This is a genomic window from Streptomyces sp. NPDC048521 (assembly GCF_043199855.1).
Lineage (GTDB): Bacteria > Actinomycetota > Actinomycetes > Streptomycetales > Streptomycetaceae > Streptomyces.
Window position 1 is genome coordinate 683,632 of the sequence record NZ_JBICWR010000003.1, and the last position, 18,091, is coordinate 701,722.

General features: G+C 72.5%; 14 protein-coding genes and 1 tRNA gene. 1 reads left to right on the forward strand and 14 read right to left on the reverse strand.

Annotated features, from left to right (window positions below; genetic code table 11):
• Window positions 1-57: 57 nt before the first annotated feature.
• The 3 genes from ACGFRF_RS10685 to ACGFRF_RS10695 all read right to left on the reverse strand — a co-directional run bounded on the left by ACGFRF_RS10685 (window position 58) and on the right by ACGFRF_RS10695 (window position 4,509).
• Window positions 58-699, reverse strand: a complete 642-nt coding sequence (locus tag ACGFRF_RS10685) for an IclR family transcriptional regulator (protein WP_393738236.1) — start codon at window positions 697-699, stop codon at window positions 58-60.
• 339 nt (window positions 700-1,038) lie between these two features.
• Window positions 1,039-2,838: a DEAD/DEAH box helicase gene (locus tag ACGFRF_RS10690; protein ID WP_393738238.1), complete on the reverse strand. Its 1,800-nt coding sequence runs from the start codon at window positions 2,836-2,838 to the stop codon at window positions 1,039-1,041.
• Window positions 2,839-3,045: 207 nt separating this feature from the next.
• Window positions 3,046-4,509 (reverse strand): MFS transporter, encoded by a 1,464-nt coding sequence (locus ACGFRF_RS10695; RefSeq protein WP_393738240.1) that lies wholly within the window; start codon window positions 4,507-4,509, stop codon window positions 3,046-3,048.
• A gap of 176 nt (window positions 4,510-4,685) precedes the next feature.
• Here ACGFRF_RS10695 and ACGFRF_RS10700 point away from each other — a divergent pair.
• Window positions 4,686-4,760, forward strand: a tRNA-Cys gene (locus tag ACGFRF_RS10700).
• A 131-nt stretch (window positions 4,761-4,891) separates the two neighbouring features.
• Here the strand turns inward: ACGFRF_RS10700 and ACGFRF_RS10705 are convergent.
• From ACGFRF_RS10705 to ACGFRF_RS10755, 11 genes are all read right to left on the reverse strand, one after another.
• Window positions 4,892-6,052: an SUKH-4 family immunity protein gene (locus ACGFRF_RS10705; protein ID WP_393738242.1), complete on the reverse strand. Its 1,161-nt coding sequence runs from the start codon at window positions 6,050-6,052 to the stop codon at window positions 4,892-4,894.
• A 175-nt stretch (window positions 6,053-6,227) separates the two neighbouring features.
• Complete coding sequence (locus tag ACGFRF_RS10710; protein ID WP_393738244.1) at window positions 6,228-6,353, reverse strand: hypothetical protein; 126 nt, start codon at window positions 6,351-6,353, stop codon at window positions 6,228-6,230.
• On the reverse strand, window positions 6,350-8,659 hold the full coding sequence (locus ACGFRF_RS10715; protein WP_393738246.1) for a xanthine dehydrogenase family protein molybdopterin-binding subunit: 2,310 nt from the start codon (window positions 8,657-8,659) through the stop codon (window positions 6,350-6,352). The genes ACGFRF_RS10710 and ACGFRF_RS10715 overlap by 4 nt, the downstream gene beginning before the upstream one ends.
• Entirely contained in the window at window positions 8,656-10,869 is a 2,214-nt protein-coding gene (locus ACGFRF_RS10720; RefSeq protein ID WP_393738248.1) for a 2Fe-2S iron-sulfur cluster-binding protein, read from the reverse strand. Before ACGFRF_RS10720 ends, ACGFRF_RS10715 begins: the two co-directional genes overlap by 4 nt.
• The gene (locus ACGFRF_RS10725) at window positions 10,866-11,759 is read right to left on the reverse strand and encodes an FAD binding domain-containing protein (RefSeq protein WP_393738249.1); all 894 of its coding nucleotides are present in this window, start codon (window positions 11,757-11,759) and stop codon (window positions 10,866-10,868) included. Before ACGFRF_RS10725 ends, ACGFRF_RS10720 begins: the two co-directional genes overlap by 4 nt.
• 224 nt (window positions 11,760-11,983) lie before the next feature.
• Window positions 11,984-13,663, reverse strand: coding sequence for a beta-N-acetylhexosaminidase (locus ACGFRF_RS10730; protein WP_393738251.1), 1,680 nt, complete (start codon window positions 13,661-13,663; stop codon window positions 11,984-11,986).
• Window positions 13,664-13,665: 2 nt separating this feature from the next.
• Window positions 13,666-14,490 (reverse strand): carbohydrate ABC transporter permease, encoded by an 825-nt coding sequence (locus ACGFRF_RS10735; protein ID WP_393738253.1) that lies wholly within the window; start codon window positions 14,488-14,490, stop codon window positions 13,666-13,668.
• Window positions 14,487-15,407, reverse strand: coding sequence for a carbohydrate ABC transporter permease (locus ACGFRF_RS10740; protein WP_393738255.1), 921 nt, complete (start codon window positions 15,405-15,407; stop codon window positions 14,487-14,489). Before ACGFRF_RS10740 ends, ACGFRF_RS10735 begins: the two co-directional genes overlap by 4 nt.
• Before the next feature lie 32 nt (window positions 15,408-15,439).
• Complete coding sequence (locus ACGFRF_RS10745; protein ID WP_393738257.1) at window positions 15,440-16,732, reverse strand: extracellular solute-binding protein; 1,293 nt, start codon at window positions 16,730-16,732, stop codon at window positions 15,440-15,442.
• A gap of 218 nt (window positions 16,733-16,950) precedes the next feature.
• Window positions 16,951-17,232, reverse strand: a complete 282-nt coding sequence (locus ACGFRF_RS10750) for a DUF3039 domain-containing protein (protein WP_031159440.1) — start codon at window positions 17,230-17,232, stop codon at window positions 16,951-16,953.
• A 29-nt stretch (window positions 17,233-17,261) separates the two neighbouring features.
• A complete protein-coding gene (locus tag ACGFRF_RS10755; protein WP_393738259.1) occupies window positions 17,262-17,834 on the reverse strand; it encodes a YqgE/AlgH family protein in 573 nt (190 codons plus the stop codon).
• Window positions 17,835-18,091 lie beyond the last annotated feature (257 nt).

The following is an 18,091-nucleotide window of genomic DNA, read 5'->3' on the forward strand; positions in this document are numbered from 1 at the left end:
TGAGGAACTTCGGGCGCCGTCGGCCCTGGCCGCGGCCGTACGGCTGCGGCGACCGCGTCAGCGCAACGCCTCCGCGACCTCCCGCGCCGCCTCCATCACCCGCGGCCCCACCCGCTCCGGCACGGCGTCCGCCAGCATCACCACACCCACGCTGCCCTCGACCCCCGTCACACCGACCAAGGGCGCGGCGGCCCCACTCGCCCCCGCCTCCAGCTCACCGTGCGTGAGCGTGTACCCGGGGTCGAGGGACGGCGATTGCCGTGCCGCGAGGATCGCCCTGCCGGCCGCCCCCCGGTCCAGGGGGTGCCGGAAACCGGCCCGGTACGCCACGTGATAGTCCGTCCAGGTCGGCTCGACCACGGCGACGGCCAGCGCCTCGGTCCCGTCCACCAGCGTCAGATGCGCCGTCGCCCCTATGTCCTCGGCCAGCGATCGCAGCGCGGGCAACGCGGCCTCCCGCACCAGCGGATGCACCTGCCGGCCGAGCCGCAGCACCCCGAGCCCGACCCGGGCACGCCCGCCCAGATCACGCCGTACGAGCGCGTGCTGCTCCAGCGTGGCGAGCAACCGGTACACCACGGTGCGGTTCACGCCCAGTTTGGTGGACAACTCCGTGACGGTCAGCCCGTGGTCGGTGTCGGCCAGCAGCTTGAGGACGCGCAGTCCCCGGTCGAGCGTCTGAGAGGTCTCCGCGGTCACGACGCCCACTCCTTTGGTGGTGAGGTCGGCGGTCCCTGAGCGGCGGATGCGTCGTCGAGTCCCGTCGGCGACGCGCTTCAGAGGCCGCCGATCGGCAGGACGGCCCGGCGGCTCCGGACCATGTCGCTTCACGGCTGCGCTCCGCGGCGGCGCTGCCACGGGGCGTATGCGTAGCGGGACAGTAGCGAAGCCGGTTCGCTGAGCGGAAGCCTTCGTCCAGAATCCGGGCAAGCCCAGATCCGGCCTGCCTGCATTCGTCCGGATACGCACACGCACCCGGGGCCGGGCGGAGACCCGTTGCGCTGGCCAGGTAGCCGCCGGGCTCGACCGGTGGGTCGGTCACCTCATCCGCGTAGCCCACTCCTGCACCTTGGCGATCCGCTGCCGCAGCTGCCCCGCCGTGGCCTCCGCGCTCGGCGGCCCCCCGCACACCCGCCGCAGCTCGGTGTGGATGACCCCGTGCGGCTTGCCGCTCTGATGCACATAGGCGCTGACCATGGTGTTGAGCTGCTTGCGCAGCTCCATCATCTCCTTGTGGCTGACCACCGGCCGCCGCTCCGCGGGCAGCTCCAGCAGGTCGGCCTCGGAGTCCGGCTTCTTCCGGCTGTGCGCGATCTGCCGGGCCTGCCTCTTCTGCAGCAGCAGCTGCACCTGCTCCGGCTCCAGCAGCCCCGGAATCCCCAGGTAGTCCTGCTCCTCCTCGCTCCCCGGGTGGGCCTGCATGCCGAACTCGGCCCCGTCGTACAGCACCCGGTCGAAGACGGCGTCGGACTCCAGCGCCTCGAAGGGCAGCATGTCCTGTTCGCCGGTGTCCTCGTCCTGCTGCTTGTTCGCCTCCTCCATCTCCTTCTCGGACTCGGCGTACGGGTCCTCCTCGCCCTCCTTCTTCGGCTTGTCGAGGGCGTGGTCCCGCTCCTTCTCCATCTCGTTGGCGAAGGTCAGCAGGTCGGGCACGGTCGGCAGGAACACGGACGCGGTCTCGCCGCGCCGCCGTGACCGTACGAAACGCCCGACGGCCTGCGCGAAGAAGAGCGGGGTCGAGATGGTCGTCGCGTACACACCGACCGCGAGCCGCGGCACGTCGACGCCCTCGGACACCATCCGCACGGCGACCATCCACCGATCGTCGCTGCCGCTGAACTCGTCGATCCTCTTCGAGGCGCCGGCGTCGTCGGACAGCACGAGGGTCGCCTTCGTGCCCGTGATCTCGCGGATCAGCTTGGCGTAGGCACGAGCGGAGTCCTGGTCGGAGGCGATGACGAGGGCGCCCGCGTCCGGGATGGCCTTCCTGACCTCGGTGAGCCGCTGGTCGGCGGCGCGCAGCACGCTCGGCATCCAGTCGCCGCGCGGGTCGAGCGCGGTACGCCAGGCCTGGCTGATCGCGTCCTTGGTCATCGGCTCGCCGAGCCGGGCGGCGACCTCGTCCCCGGCCTTCGTACGCCAGCGCATGTTGCCGCTGTAGGAGAGGAAGATGACGGGCCGCACGACGCCGTCCGACAGGGCGGACCCGTACCCGTACGTGTAGTCGGCGGCGGACCGCCGGATCCCGTCCGTCCCCTCCTCGTACGTCACGAAGGGGATGGGGTTGGTGTCGGACCGGAACGGCGTACCGGTCAGCGCGAGCCGTCGCGTGGCGGGTTCGAACGCCTCCAGGCACGCCTCGCCCCAGGACTTGGAGTCACCGGCGTGGTGGATCTCGTCCAGGATCACCAGGGTCTTGCGCTGTTCCACCCGGTTGCGGTGCAGCATCGGGCGCACCCCGACACCGGCGTACGTGACCGCGACCCCGTCGTACTCCTTGCCGAGCGGTCCGGCGCTGTACTCGGGGTCGAGCTTGATCCCTATCCGCGCGGCCGCCTCCGCCCACTGCTTCTTCAGGTGCTCGGTCGGCGCGACCACCGTCACCTGCTGCACGACGTGGTGGTGCAGCAGCCAGGAGGCGAGTGTCAGCGCAAAGGTCGTCTTTCCGGCGCCGGGCGTGGCGACGGCGAGGAAGTCACGCGGCTGCTCCTGGATGTACTTCTCCATCGCCCCCTGCTGCCAGGCACGCAGCTTGCTGGCGGTACCCCAGGGGGCCCGGCCCGGGAAGGCGGGCGAGAGGTGGTGGGAGTGAGCGGAGGAAGCGGCGGTGGTAGTCACGGTCTCCGTTGATCAGGGTCGAATCGAAGGGGCCGCGCGTAGCACGTCGGTCAGGGTGGTGGTGGGTGACGGGCGGGCGGCTACGTATGACAACCGGGCCACCCTACCGGCGCCGCCTGCCCGTCAACGCCCGGACGAGGCCGGGTCCCCGGTGGGTGGGACCCACGTCACAGCTTCCACGCCACACTCCCGCGCTTCTCACGCCCCTCACGCCTCCCGCAGCCGCCGGGTCACCCACGCCCCCACCAGGGCCACCACCGCCATCGGCAGGAAGACGGCCGCGAACGCGGCGGGGTGGGTGCCGTCGGCCGTCGTGGCCGTGGTGGCCGTGGTGGCCGTGGTGGCCGTGGTGGCCGCGGTGCTGCCGCCGCCCAGGGCCGCGAAGGCCGCCCCGGTCGCCGCCAGGAGGACGACGTTGGAGAGGGCGTCGGAGATCTGGAGCGCGGCGGAGTTGGTGCCGGCCTCCTCAGGGGCGGACAGCCGGAGCAGGAGCACGCTGGTGGAGGAGATCACCAGGCCCATGCCGAAGCAGCCGATACCCCAGGCGACGGCGACGATCCAGACGGGTACCGAGTGCAGCAGCACGCTCGGCGCGGTCACGATCGCTGCGGCGACCAGCACCATCCCGACGGTCATCAGCCGCTCCCGGTACGGCGTCACGCGCGGCCGGGACTGCACCCAGGAGCCCAGCGCCCAGGTGCCGCCGCCCGCCGCCAGCGAGAACCCGGCGAGCGTCGGCGACAGACCGCGCTGGGTGACCAGCATCAGCGGGACGAAGGACTCGGCGGCGATGAAGGAACCGGCGGACAGCCCGCGCAGCAGCACGACGGAGGGCAGTCCACGGGCCGCGCGGTAGGTGCCGCGCGGGAGGAGTCCGAGGACGGCGGGCACGAGCAGGGCGGCGCCGGCCAGACCCGGGAGCAGGGAGAGGGGCCGCAGGTCCTGGGCGGCGTACTGGAGGAGTCCGGCGCCGAAGGAGATGGCGAGGGCGAGCCGGATGCGCCGGCGGTCGAAGGAGGCGGTGCCCGCGTCCGCGTCGACCGGCCCGGACGCCCGCCGGCGTATCTGCGGCAGGGCGAGGGCGAGCGGGAACACGACGAGGGCCGGGATGCCGAGGAAGACCCAGCGCCAGCCGAGGTGCTCGGTGACGGCGCCGGCGGCGAGGGGACCGACGATGGAGGGCACGACCCAGCCGGCCGCGAAGGCCGCCATGATCGCGGGCCGCAGCCGTTCCGGATAGGCGCGGCCGACGACGACGTACAGGGCGACGATGACCAGCCCGCCGCCGAGGCCCTGCACGGCCCGCCCCAGGATGAACACCCACATCGTCCGCGCGGTTCCGGCGACGAGCAGTCCCGCGGCGAAGGCACCGATGCCCGTGGTCAGCGCACCGAGGGGGCCGCGCCGGTCGGACCACTGGCCGGCGAGGACCATCCCGAACAGGCTGGTCGTGAAATACCCGGAGAAGGCGAAGGCGTACAACGCCACGCCGTCCAGTTCCCGGGCCGCGACCGGCATGGCGGTCCCGACGGCGGTCGCCTCGAAGGCGATCAGCAGCACGACGGACACGATGCCGACGCTGAGCGCCCGGTACGACCGGCTCAGAACACCGTCTCCCTGCTCGGCGGCTCGGTCCACGACAGCGGCGTCACGGGATTCAAGGGCACTCATGGTCGCCAGCGTAAGGCCCACAACCCACATTGACCCCTGTCCGGAGTCTCACCGCCGCTCCGCCCTTGGTCGTACGCCCGCCCTCGTTCATGAACGCCGCATGGCAGTCGCGTTGCAGCCCCTGAGGTGCTCTTGAACCCCCTGCCAGCCGCCCCTACGGTCGTTGTCACGGACACGGCCGTGTGCCCGAGTGGTTCAGGGACTCGCCTGCAAAGCGAGTTACGCGGGTTCGATTCCCGCCACGGCCTCCATTGCCTCGACCAGGCAGCGGAACAGGGCGGCATCCAGGACGGGTGCCGCCCTGTTCGCTTGCGTGCCGGACGACTCCCCCACGCTGCGTCTCCCCTGGCCGGGTGAGGCACCGGGTGCCCGTGGGCCGTGCCTAGAGGACCCCGCCCGCCTCGTCCTGGAAGAGGTGTGTCCAGTAGTGCCAGGTCGTGTCGGGGAGGGTGGCCGTGGGGTCGAGGGTGGTCAGCGTGTGCAACATGGCCGCGGCCAGCTGGTCGTAGGCGGCCGTCGTCAGTTCGCGGCCCAGGTGCTCGTCGATGGTGCGCTCGTGGTGCAGGAGCCAGAGCGTGAAGGCGAGGGTGGAGACGTCGGTGTTGAGGGGGTAGAGCGTCGCCTCCGGTTCGCTGAAGGTCAGGACCGCGCCCGTTCTGCCGTCGATCACGACGCTGTTGCCCTCGGTCAGGCAGCCGAGGCGCATCAGGTGGTCGCAGTGGGCCGGGAGGTCGTCCAGGGCGTAGTCACCGGCGCGTTCGTCGGTGACGTACTCGCGCAGGGTCGGCAGGGGCATGTCCGTGTCGGCGTGGAAGAGGACCGCCTCCTCCGGCAGCCCCGTCTCCCGCAGGAAGCGGCGGGTCGGCTCGTGGGTGAGCGTGGCGGGGAAGTCGACCTCCTCGAAGCGGGCCACCCGGCCGTGACCGAACTCCTGGTCCAGGACACGCGCGGGGACGTCCAGGGTGAGGCCGGACGCCGTGCCGGGGCCCGCGACGAGGGCGAGCGGACGGATCAGCGCCGCCGCCTTCCAGTACGGCGGGACCTTGCCGTCCGTGCCCTCCTCGAACAGCCCGAGGAGGCGGCGGGAGGCCTCGGCCGCCGTCGTGGGACCGTACTGTCCGGCCAGGGAGGCGAAACGGCCGCGCAGGCCCGCCAGTTCCTCGGTGACCGCGGCGAACCGCAGGAGTGTGTCCAGGGAGGGCGCGAAGGGGCGCGGGTCGGACGGCTCGAACAGGTACGCCGTGGTGATCTCGCCCGTGGCGCCGTCGAGCAGGATCGACTCGCTCTCCATGCCCGCCGGGTTGAGGAGTTCGCCTATCACCAGGCGGCTGCGCAGCTCCTCCGCCAGGTGGAAGGGGCCGCCCGCGGCGTCGGCGAGCGTACGCAGCCCGTGCGTGCGCAGCGGTGAGAAGGTCAGCACGTCGGTGCGGGCGGGCAGTCCGGGGCCCGTGAGCAGGCCGCGCGTCGGCGCGTGCGAGACGTAGCGGTCCAGCTCCGCCTCGGTCAGCGTGATCGCCGTGAACCCGGCGTCGGTCGTGCTCATCGCTCCCCCGCGAATCTTCCCGTGCGTGCCTGTGCGAGTACGTCGTCGTGCGCAGCCCTCGGGTGGGTGCCCCCACTGCTCAGCACACTACGCCGTCCCACTGACAACGGCCCTCACGAGGAAGGACGCCCGGCGGCGCGGACGCGTTCCGCGCCCGCGGTGACCGTCCCGTGGCTCACGTGAAGTAGACGCCGCCCAGCACCACGGCCAGCGCCGCCACGAGGAACAGCAGGATCCACAGGAACAACTTGCCGACGCGGGGCGGTGGTTCGTAGCGCGGCTCGTCCGGCGGGGTGCTCACCGGTCCGCCACCACCGCCGCCTGCGGGCGGATCGGGAGGCGGTTGACCGGGCGGCCGGTGGCCGCGCGGACGGCGGAGGCGATCGCCGCGGGCGCCGTGACCACCGGGACCGCGCTGACCGACTTGGCGCCGAAGGGCGCCACCACGTCCCGTTCCTCGACCAGTTTGACGATCCGGATGTCCGGCGCGTCGAGGGCGGTCGGGAGGGCGTATCCGGTCAGGTCGGGGTGGCGGATCAGGCCGCGCGGGGTACGCAGGTTCTCGGTGAGGGCGATGCCGACGCCCTGCGTCACACCCGCCTCGATCCGGGCCGCCAGCTGGGCCGGGTTGAGGATCCGCCCCACGTCCTGGGCGATCGCGAGCTCCACCACCCGGACCGCGCCCAGCTCGATGTCGACGTCCACCACCGCGCGGATCGCGCAGAAAGCGAGGCCCACGAAGGCGTCGCCCTGGCCGGCGGCGTCCAGGGGCTCGGTGGGGTGCGGGCGGCACTGGGCCGTGGCCCACAGCTCCTTGCCGTCCAACGCCTCGGTGACGGTCGTCGACAGCACACCGTCGTAGGAGGTGATCTTGCCGTCGGTGATCTGGAGGAGTTCGGTCGACATGCCGAACTTGTGCGCCAGGGGCTGCAGGAGCTGCGTGCGGACCATCTTCGCCGCGCGTTCCACCGCGCCGCCCGACACCCAGGTGTGGCGGCCGCGGCAGCCGGCGCCGGCCGGCGGCTGGTCGGTGTCGACCGGGGCCACGTGGACCTCCTCGACGCCGAGGGTCTCCTGGACGATCTGCCGGGCCAGGGTGGTGAAGCCCTGGCCGGTCTCCACCGCCGCGCACAGCACGGTCGCGACGCCGTCGTGGACCTTGACGGTCGCCGTGGACACCTCGTCGGCGCCCTCCGCGCCGAGCATGTGCACCATGCCCAGGCCATAGCCGACACCCCGGCGCACCGCGCCCGGCTCGCCCGCGCCCTCGGGGCCGCCGGGCAGCAGCCACTCCTCCTCGGGCGCGTCCTTGGGCAGCGCGGGCAGCGGGAAGTCCCGTACCGCCTGCAGGAGTTCGGCGACCGGCGCCGGGCAGGTCACGGTCTGGCCGATCGGCAGCACGTCACCGGTCGCGAGGACGTTGCGCAGCCGCAGCTCGGCCGGGTCCAGGCCGAGATTCTTCGCCAGCTTGTCCATCTGGGCCTCGTAGGCGGCGCACACCTGCATGGCGCCCTCGCCGCGGACATGGCCGGAGGGCGGGTTGTTGGTGCGGACGGCCCAGCCCTCGATGAACGCGTTGGGGACGACGTACGGGCCGCACGCGAAGGAGACGGCGGCGGCCAGCGCTTCGGCGGAGGTGTCGGCGTACGCGCCCGCGTCGAGCAGGATCTGCGCCTCGACCTTCACCAGCTTGCCCTCGGCGTCGGCGTGGTGGCGGTACCTGAGCAGCGTCGGGTGGCGGTGGGCGTGGCCGAGGAAGGACTCCTCGCGGGAGGCCGTGAGCTTCACCGGGCAGCCGGTCCTGAGCGCGAGCAGGCCCAGCGGGAGCTGGAAGCCCTGGTCCTCGCGGTCGGCGGTGGCGCCCGGCACCCCGGTGACCACGATCTTCACCCGATCCGGGGACAGGCCGTAGCAGGCGGCGGCCGTGTTGCGGTCGGTGTGCGGGTCGGTGGAGGCCAGGTACAGCTCCACCCCGCCGTCGGGGCGGGGCACGGCGAGACCGGCTTCGGCGCCGATGGGGGCCGGGTCCTGGCGGCCGATGCGGTACAGGCCCTCGACGACGACCTCGCCGACCGCGTCCGGGTCGCCGTGGTGCAGCGGGATGTGCCGGATCAGGTTGCCGTCGGGGTGCAGGGGCTCGGCCTCGAAGGCCTGCTCGGGATCGGTGACCGGGTCGAGCACCTCGTACTCGACGATGACGGCCGCCGCTGCCATCCGCGCGGTGTCCGGGTGGTCGGCGGCGACGGCCGCGATGGGCTCGCCGTGATGGCGTACGACCTCGGAGGCGAACACCGGACGGTCGGGCGTGCCGCGGCCGTGGCGGGGCGTGCCGGGCACGTCCTCGTGGGTGATGACGGCCCGTACGCCGGGCATCTCGCGCGCGTGGGTGGTGTCGATGGACACGATGCGCGCGTGCGCGTGCGGGGAGCGCAGCACGGCCGCCCACAGCAGGCCCTCGGCCCACAGGTCGGCCGCGTACGGGAAGGTGCCCTCGGTCTTCGCGCGGGCGTCGGCGTGCGGCAGGGAGGCGCCGAGGCCGTGCGGCGACGGCTCGGCCTCGGGGGCGGGTTCCGCGGCGGTGGTCGCGGTGCCGGCTTCGTTGCTCACGCCTGGCCTCCGTCCTGGCCGTAGTGCTGGTCGTGCGGTCCCTGGCTGCCGTACGGGTCCGGCGTGTCGCCGTAGGCGCCCGGGACGTCGCCGTACGGGGCCTGCGGCTCGCCGTAGGGGCCTTGCGGCTCCGGGTAGCCGCCGGGGGCGGTCCGCGGGGTGTCGAACGCGCCGGGTGCCTCGAACGCCGACGGGTGGACGCCGCCGGAGCCGGGGCCCGCCTGGTGCGGGATGCGCGCCCCGTCCGCGTCCGGCTCAGGGCCGGCGTGCGCGGCCTCGCGTTCGGCGACGACCTCCTTGACGGCCTCCACGACGCCCCGGTAGCCGGAGCAGCGGCACAGGTTGCCGCACAGGGCCTGCCGGGTCTCCAGCTCGGACGGCGACGGGTTGCCCTCCAGCAGGTCGTGCACGGTCATCGCCATGCCGGGCACGCAGAAACCGCACTGCACGGCACCGCACCGGGCGAGCGCGCGCTGTACGTCGGAGGGCTGGCCGTCGGCGGCCAGGCCCTCGACCGTGCGTACCTCGCTGCCGGCCGCGGTGGCCGCCGGGACCAGGCAGGAGGCCACCAGGCGCCCGTCGACCTGCACGTTGCAGGCTCCGCACTCGCCCTGCGAGCAGCCGTCCTTGGCGCCGGCGAGGCCGAGCCGTTCGCGCAGGACGTACAGCAGGGACTCGCCGATCCAGGCGTCGGTGACGGGGCGGTCGGCGCCGTTGACACGCAGGACGTAGGAGGCCAGGGGGTGGTCGTCGTGCGGCGGAAGCGGCGCGGCGGCCGGGTCCTCGGCGGCACCGTCGGGCGTGTCCTCGGCGGCGCCCTCGGCGGCGGTCTCGGGTGCGTCGTCCGCCGCGTCTGCGGCGCCGTCCGGCACGGCCGCTTCGGCGGCGTGGGCCGGTTCGGCGGGGTCGGCGGTGGTTCCCGAGGTGCCGGGTGCCGGCGTGGCCGCCGTGTCGGCCGTGTCCGCCGCTGTGGCGGACTGCGGTACGGCGCCCGGGTGCGCGGGCTCCTCATGGCCTGCCGGGCCGTCAGCGGGGCGCTCAGCGGCTTCCGCGGGGCCGTGCGCGTCGGCCTCCGACGTGGCGCCGGAGGCGGCCCACCGCGGAGCGGACGCGGGGTGCTCGCCGGGTACGGCCTGCGCGACCGCCTCACCGGGCGTGTCGCCCCGACCGGCCTCCGGGTGACCGGCGTTCGCAGGACCGGCCTCCGGGTGACCGGCGTTCACACGACCGGCCTCCGGGTGACCGGCGGTCCCGTGCCCGGCGTCCGTGTGCCCCACCTCGGCGTGCCCGCCGTCCACGTGGCCCGTCCCGGTGTGCCGGCCGTCCGCGTGCCCGGCGTTCCCGTGACCGGAGTCCCCGGGCCCTGCCTCCGCCTGGCCCGTCCCGGCGTGCCGGCCGTCCGCGTGCCCGGCGTGACCGGCACCGGCGTGACTGCTCTCGGCGTGACCGGCACCCGCGTGCCCGCCCTCCCCGTGACCGGCACCCGCGTGACCGCCCGCCGCGTGGCCCGCGCCGGTGTGGCCGTTCTCCGCGTGGCCGGTCGGGTCGGGGCCGTACGGCTCCTCCGGGGCGTACGCCTCCGGTGCCGGGCCCGCCGGGTGGGCACCGGTGTGGTCGGGCAGGGGGGCGCCCGGCCTGGCCTGGGTCTGCGGGTCCGCGGGCTGTCCCCAGGGGTGGCCCGCGCCGTCCGTCGCCCAGGGCGCGGGCGCGCCGCCGGGCAGGGTGGCCGGCGGGGTGCCGCCCCACTGCTCGACCAGGGCAGACGTGGTGAACTCGCCGGATTCGTCCGGAAGGTCACCGCCCGCGACGGGGATGGACCACTGCCCGGTGACGTCGTGCCCGGGGCCGGCCGGGGCCGCGGGTTCCTCGAAGGTCCAGTGCTGGGTGGCGCTCGGCCGGTAGGTGAACCGGTCGTCCGCGCCCTGCGCCGGGCCCGTGGCGTTCGGGTCGGGCCACTGGGCACCGCCGGCGGGCGCCGTCCAGGTGCCGGTGGCGGCGGGGTCGCCGGTCCCGGGGGCGGCCGTTATCTGCGGCGGCACATAGCCGTGACCGGGCGCGGCGAGCGGGCTGTCGCCGGACAGCAGGGCGTCGATGCCGCCCTCGGGGAGCTTGACGAAGGCGGTGGCGCCGTCGTCGTAGTCGCCCTGGGGCAGCGGGTTCCACCGTCCGCCGCCCTGGGGCGTGCCCTCTCCGTGCTGGTCGTCGGTCACGACAGCGCCCTCCCCAGTGCTCGTCGGGCCAGCGCGGCGACGGTGCGCCGCAGGTGCAGTACGGCGGGCGGAAGCGGCGCCACCGAGCCGTCGGGCTCGGGTGCCGGATCGGGGATGCAGGCCGCTGCGACGTACTCGCCGAAGGCGTTCAGGGCCTCCGGGACGAGCGCGCGGTCGTTGTCCCAGTCGATGAGCCGCGCGACCCACTGCTCGGCCTCCAGCGGCCGCAGCGGCATCGGCGCTATGGCGCCCACGGCACACCGCACCCCGCGCCGGGCCGGGTCGAGGACGAGGGCCACGGAGGCCAGCGCGCGGCCCGGGCCGGTACGGCCGGTCGCCTTCAGGAAGACCTGCGGGGCGTGCAGCAGCGGTACGCGCACGTAGCCGATGAGTTCGCCGCCGTGCAGCATCTCCACACCGGCCAGCAGGTGCGACACCGGGATCTCCCGGCGGGCTCCGCCCGGGCCCGCGATGATCAGTGTCGCCTCCAGGGCGGCCAGCACCGGCAGCGCGTCCCCGGTGGGGGCGGCCGAGGCGATGTTGCCGCCCAGGGTGCCGGCGTTGCGGATGTGCGGCGGCCCCGCCGCGCGCGCGGCGGCGGCGAGCGCCGGGATGAGCGCCGCGAAGTCGGGGCGGCCCATACGCGCGTGCGTGAGGCCCGCGCCGAGCAGCGCGTGACCGTCCTGGTACTGCCAGCCGCGGATCTCGCTGATCCGCCCGAGGCCCACCAGTGCGGCGGGCCTGAGCTGGCCGGAGTTGACGGCGGCCATCAGGTCGGTGCCGCCCGCGACCGGGACCGCGGCGGGCATGGCGGTGAGGGCCGCCACGGCCTCGTCCAGCGTCGTGGGCAGCGTGACGGCCTGCGCCGCCTGCGGTGCGTGCGTGGTCAAACCGGCTGCCCCTTCCCGCTGCCCCACCTGGTCCCACCTGTGTGGCCGTACGGTACGTGCTCACAGGGCGGACGTGGCAACTCTGGCACATTCTCGCGGGGCCCGAACGCGGGGGTCCGCTAGGAGGCATTCGCCCACCTCATCGCGGAGATGGTCCGTTTTCGCACGGCATCACCGGTCCATGGCGATTGCCACTCTTCGGTGACTCTTGAGGTCTTTTTCCATTACTTGTTCGGGGGTGGCCCCTCGATCGGGCGGCCGAGCACACCGGGGCGCTTCTGCCACGGCCGGGGCCCGGTGGGCGGCCGGTAGGCGACGCCGAGGGCGTCAAGTCGCGCGTAGTGGGCGGCCATCCGGCGCTCGAAGTCCGCGAAGTCGCGTTCCGCCGGAGCGGGCAGCCGGCTCCAGGCCACCTCGGCGAAGGCCGCGAGCCGGGGGAACGTCTGGTAGTCCACGCGCGCGCTGTCCTCCAGCACCTCGGTCCAGACGTTCGCCTGGGTGCCCAGGATGTGCCCGGCCTCCTCCTCGGTGAGGCCGGGCGGTACGGGTTCGAACCGGTACACGTCCTCCAGGGTGCGGACGAACCCGATCGGCACCGGCTCGTCCTCGCCCGGAGCCTGACGGTGGTCGAGGTACACGTACTGCTCGGGGCACATGACCACGTCGTGACCGGCCCGCGCGGCCGCGATGCCGCCTCCGTAGCCGCGCCAGGAGGACACCGCCGCGTTCTTCGCGAGGCCGCCCTCCAGGATCTCGTCCCAGCCGATGAGGCGGCGCCCGCGCGCGGAGAGCCACGCGTCGAAGTGCCCGATGAACCAGGACTGCAGTTCCTCCTCGTCGGCCAGTCCGAGTTCCGCGATGCGGCTCTTGGCGGCCACCGACTCGGACCACTGCTCCTTGCGGCATTCGTCGCCGCCGACATGGATGAACCGAGACGGGAACAGCTCCAGGACCTCCTCGAAGACCCCCTCGTAGAAGCGCAGGGTGGTGTCGGTGGGGGCCAGTACGTTGGAGCAGATACCCCAAGTGTCCAGGACGGAGAGGGCGGTGGTGTCGATGACGTCGGTGTTGCCGAGTTCCGGGTATGCGGCGATGGCGGCCTGCGAGTGTCCCGGTACGTCGATTTCCGGGACGACGGTGATATGCCGCTCGGCGGCGTAGGCGACGATCTCCCGGATGTCGTCCTGGGTGTAGTAACCCCCGTGCGGCTTCTCCTCCCACAGCGGCGAGGCGCGGTGACCGATTTTCGTCCGCGTCCGCCAGGAGGCGACCTCGGTCAGCTTCGGGTACCGCTTGATCTCGACGCGCCAGCCCTGGTCGTCCGTCAGATGGAAGTGGAAGACGTTCAGTTTGTGCGCGGCCATCAGGTCCAGGTAGCGCAGCACGCCTTCCTTGGGCATGAAGTGCCGGGCGACGTCGAGGAGGAGACCGCGCCAGCCGAAACGGGGGGCGTCGTGGATGGTGACCGCGGGGAACTCCCACTCCTCCTTGACCGCGATCGGTGCCCGGCGGAAGGCGTCCGGGCCGAGCAATTGCCGGAATGTCTGGGCGCCCCAGAACAGCCCCGCCTCGCTCGCCCCGTCGATGGCGATCAGGTGGCCGTCGGCGGACAGGCGGTACGCCTCGGGGCTGCCGAGTTCCGAGGCCAGGGCGGGGACGATCCGCAGCAGGATCCGGTTCCCGTTGCCGGTGTGCGGCGGCAGCGGATACCCGGTCGCCGCGCCCACGGTCGTGCGCAGCCACCGCGCGACCCCTTCGGTGCCGTCGGTCGCCTCGATCCCGGTCCCGGCGTCGATGACGTACCCCTGGCTCCCGCCGGGCAGCGAAGCCGAGAAGCGACCGGGCACCGGCACCAGTCCCACGTCGAATCCGTTGGACCGCTCGTACGGAATCACATCCACCATGTTCAATCCTTAACCGCTCCGCCCAGTCCCGAGACCAGGCGTCGCTGTACGAGTACGAAGAAGACGAGCACCGGAATCGTCATCACCGTGGACGCGGCCATGACCCCGCCCCAGTCCGGCTCGTCCGGCTTGTAGAACACCAGCAGGGCCATCGGCAGGGTCGACTGCGAAGTGTCGCTGATGATGAAGGACTTGGCGAACAGGAAGTCGTTCCAGGCCGAGATGAAGGAAAACACGCTCGTGGCCACCAGGCCGGGCAGGACGAGCGGGAAAAGGATCTGCCAGAGGAATCGCCCGCGGCTCGCCCCGTCGAGGTACGCGGCCTCCTCCAGGGTCTCCGGGACCGCTTTCACGAACCCCCGCAGCATCCAGATCGCGAACGGCAGCGAGAAGGCGATGTGGGGCAGGATCAGCGAGCCGAGAGTGTTCAGCCGGCCGAAGTCCCGCATGAGGAAGAACAGCGGGATCGTGAGGGCTTCCACGGGCACCATCTGGGCCACCAGGAACATGATCAGCAGGGTGGTCCGGAAGCGGAAGCGGAATCGTGTGACGGCGGTCGCCGCGAGAAAGGCGATCAGTGCCGAGGCGATCACCACACTGCCCGCCACCACCAGGCTGTTGACGAAGTACCGGCCGAATTCCTGCTGTCCGAAGACCCGCCGGAAGGCGTCCAGGGACGGTGAGAGCGTCCACGGCCGGGGCCGGTCGGACTCGATCTCCCCGGCCGGTTTGAAGGCGCTCAGCACCATCCAGTACAGCGGGAAGGCGACGACGACGGCGATCAGCAGCGCCGCCCCTTCCGCACACAACCGCCAGGGACGCCTCACAGTTCCTCCCCCTGCCGGCGCAGCAGCCGCAGGTACGCCAGGGTCACGGCCAGCAGGAGCAGCAGCATCACCACGCCGATCGCCGACCCGAGGCCGTACTGGGAGGACGCGAACGCCTCCTGGTAGGCGTACACGTTCAGCACCAGGTTCTGGCCCGCGATACCGCCGCCGTTCGTCATGACGTAGATCTGCGTGAACACCTTGAAGTCCCAGATGACCGACTGGATGGTGACGACGGTGAGGATCGGCCGGAGCATCGGCGCGAGCACCGAGCGCCAGATACGCCACTGCGAGGCGCCGTCCAGCGCGGCGGCCTCGAGCACCTCGGCCGGTACGGCGCGGATGCCGGCGTAGACCGTCACCATCACGAACGGGAAGGAGCACCAGACCACTTCGAGCAGGACGAGCAGGAACGCGCTGTACCGGCCGTACGTCCACGAGTGGTCCCCCAGCCCCAGCAGCCGGTTGACCGGCCCGAAGTCCGGGTCGAACAGGAGCAGCCACACCGTGGAGCCGGTGACCGCCGGGGTCGCCCAGGCGCCCAGCGCGGCCAGCATCAGCGCCAGCCGCGGCACGGCACGCACGCGCGTGAGCAGTACGGCGAGCGCGCACCCGACGGCGAGCGTGGACAGGACGCAGGCCGCCGCGAACACCACGGTGGCCAGCAGCACCTGCCAGAACCGCCCGTCGGAGAACAGGTCCGTGTAGTTCCCGGCCCCCCGGAAGGCGGCCGGCTCCCCACCGCTGACCTGCGCCTGGGTGTAGCGGAAGAGCGAGATCAGCCCGAGCTGACAGACCGGGTAGACGAGCAGCCCGCCCAGGACGACGAGAGCGGGGGCGAGATAGAGCCAGGGCGTCCAGCCCCCCGAGGTGCGCGGGGAGCTGCGTGACCGGCCACGAACGGCCCGCACCCGCACACCTTCCGCGCTCCCCGAGCAGGTAGGCGCCCTCACCCGGCGGAGCCGAACGCGTCGTTCATCTTCGCCGCAGCCGACTCGGCAGCCGCATCCACGCTCTTCTTGCCGCTGATGACCTCCTGGAACATCGTCGGCAGCACGAGCGAGGAGTCGATCTGCGACCACGCGGCCGAGGCGGGCACGAACTTCGTACCGGCCGCCAACGTGCGCACGAAGGGCTTCACGAACGGCTCCCGGGCCGCCGCCTGCTCGCGCACGTCCGTGAAGGTGGGCAGGAACCCCATCGCGTCGAACAGAGCGGACTGCGTCTTCTTCGAGGCCAGCCGCTCCATCAGGTCCACGGCGAGCGTGCGATGCGTGGTGCTCTTGAGCACGCCGATGTTGTTGCCGCCGGCGAACGCCGGGGCGATGGAGCCGGGGGTCGCGCCCGGCAGCGGTACGACCGCGTACTTGCCCTTGACCTTCCCGGCCTCCACGGCCGCGTGGCTGAAGTCGCCGCCGATCGCCATGCCCGCCTTGCCCGCCGCGAACGCGGTCACCGTGTCGTTGCCGCCCATGCCGGCGCACTTCTCGGCGGGACAGTTGGCGCCGGTGAAGAGCGATGTGTAGGCCTTGATGCCCTTGCGGGCGGCCGCGCTGTCGATCGCGGAGGCGTACGAGCCGCCCTTGCCGGTCGCCAGGTCGCCGCCGTTCGCCCAGATGAAGGGCATCGCGCCGTAGGTGTAGGCGCCCCCGACGACCAGGCCGTACAGGTCGGGCCTGGCGGCGCGGATCGCCCGGGCCGTGGTGGCCAGCTCGGCCAGGGACCGCGGCGGCTCGAGGCCGAGGTCCTTGAAGAGGTCGGTGCGGTAGTACAGGGCGCGGACGCCGACGTAGAAGGGGGCGCCGTAGACCTTGCCGTCGACGGTGACGGACTGGCGGGCGGTCGGGTCGGTGTTCTTGGCCTCGCCCCAGGTGCCGAAATCCTCGGTGATGTCGAGGAGTCCGCCGTCGTGGACGTAGCCGGCGGTGTCGGTGTTGCCGTACTCGATGACGTCCGGCGCGGACTTCGGGTCGTTGAAGGCGGCCTTGACGCGCTGGGCGCGGGTCTCCACGGGGATGTACTCGACGTCGACCTCGGTGTCCTCGTGGGCCTTCTCGAAGGCGCTGACGACCGTGTCGACGATCTTCTTCTTCGGCTCGTTGCCGACCTCCTGGAAGAGCCACACCCGCAGGGTGCCGCTCTTGTCGTCCCGGTCGGAGGCGGAGTTGGAGGAGGTCTGGGGGGCGCAGGCGGTGGCGACGACGAGGGTGAGCAGCGCCGCGAGGGGGGCGGACAGCTTCATGGAGCGTTCCTCCGGAGAGTTGGTGCCTGAGGTAGTTCGTTGCAACATGTGCAATGACTGTTTCGCTCTGCACAACAGAAGGAGGCTAAGGACTACATGAACATGCCGACAAGAGGTCTCAACCACTCTGTGACCGGAAAACACGAAGACCCCCGGGGCGCGCGTGTCGCACGCGCGCCCCGGGGGCCTCGTGAAAACCCGGGCCGGCCGGGAGACCGCTACTTCTTGTCGCCGCCCTTGTCGTCGCCGCCGCTGCCCATGGACTCGTAGATCTCCTTGCACATGGGGCAGACGGGGTACTTCTTCGGGTCACGACCCGGCACCCAGACCTTGCCGCACAGCGCCACGACGGGCGTGCCGTCCAGGGCGCTCGCCATGATCTTGTCCTTCTGGACGTAGTGGGCGAAGCGCTCGTGGTCGCCGTCGCCGTGGGACACCTGTGGCGTCGGCTCTACGAGGGTCCCCGTACCAGTCCCGCGCTCGGGCTCAAGAGTGCTCATACCGCCCAGGGTACTGAAGCTCGGACGCATCAGTTGAGCGAAGGGTCGTCCGGGTACGTGGCCACCATCGCCAGCTCGTTGCGCTGGCGCCGCAGCACCTCCCGCCAGAGTCTCTCCGGGGCCGGCGAGGAGACGTCGCCCGGTTCGGACTCCACCACGTACCAGGCGCCTTCGACCAGCTCGTCCTCCAGCTGGCCGGGACCCCAGCCGGCGTACCCGGCGAAGATCCGCAGGCTGCCCAGGGCCGAGGCGAGCAGTTCCGGCGGGGTCTCCAGGTCGACGAGGCCGATCGCGCCGTGCACCCGCCGCCAGCCGAGGGGGGTGTGGTCACCGTTCGCGCCGCCCGGGATGACCGCCACGCCGAGCGCGGAGTCCAGCGAGACGGGGCCGCCCTGGAAGACCACGCCGGGCTCGCCGGCGAGATCGGCCCAGCCCTCCAGGATGTCGCCCACGTCCACGGGGGTGGGGCGGTTGAGGACGACACCGAGGGAGCCCTCCTCGTCGTGGTCGAGAAGGAGCACCACCGCACGGTCGAAGTTCGGGTCCGCCAGGGCGGGCGTGGCCACGAGCAGCCGCCCTGTGAGCGAGGACACCTCGGTCATGCCAGACATGATCCCGCATCTTCCCCCGGTGTGGGGAGCCAATCGGGGGGACCCAGCTCAGGGCGCAGGGGAGCGGGCCCGGCGCGCGCCCCCGCCGGTGACCCCATGTGCCCGGTAGGGAACGGTTCGTGTTGTGACACAGCTATGACGCGACTGGGCGGTACTTGGGCTTACGGACGGGGGGTGATGGGCGATTACCCTGTCTTCCCGGCCCCTGCGCACAGTGATCGGCCGGCCCCTGCCCAACTCATCGGAAC

What these genes read in the sequence shown, in the direction of transcription:
- ACGFRF_RS10755 (WP_393738259.1), bottom strand. Translation starts at nt 17,834, where the DNA reads ATGACCGAGGTGTCCTCGCTCACAGGGCGGCTGCTCGTGGCCACGCCC.
- ACGFRF_RS10705 (WP_393738242.1), bottom strand. Translation starts at nt 6,052, where the DNA reads ATGAGCACGACCGACGCCGGGTTCACGGCGATCACGCTGACCGAGGCG.
- ACGFRF_RS10750 (WP_031159440.1), bottom strand. Translation starts at nt 17,232, where the DNA reads ATGAGCACTCTTGAGCCCGAGCGCGGGACTGGTACGGGGACCCTCGTA.
- ACGFRF_RS10695 (WP_393738240.1), bottom strand. Translation starts at nt 4,509, where the DNA reads ATGAGTGCCCTTGAATCCCGTGACGCCGCTGTCGTGGACCGAGCCGCC.
- ACGFRF_RS10745 (WP_393738257.1), bottom strand. Translation starts at nt 16,732, where the DNA reads ATGAAGCTGTCCGCCCCCCTCGCGGCGCTGCTCACCCTCGTCGTCGCC.
- ACGFRF_RS10730 (WP_393738251.1), bottom strand. Translation starts at nt 13,663, where the DNA reads ATGGTGGATGTGATTCCGTACGAGCGGTCCAACGGATTCGACGTGGGA.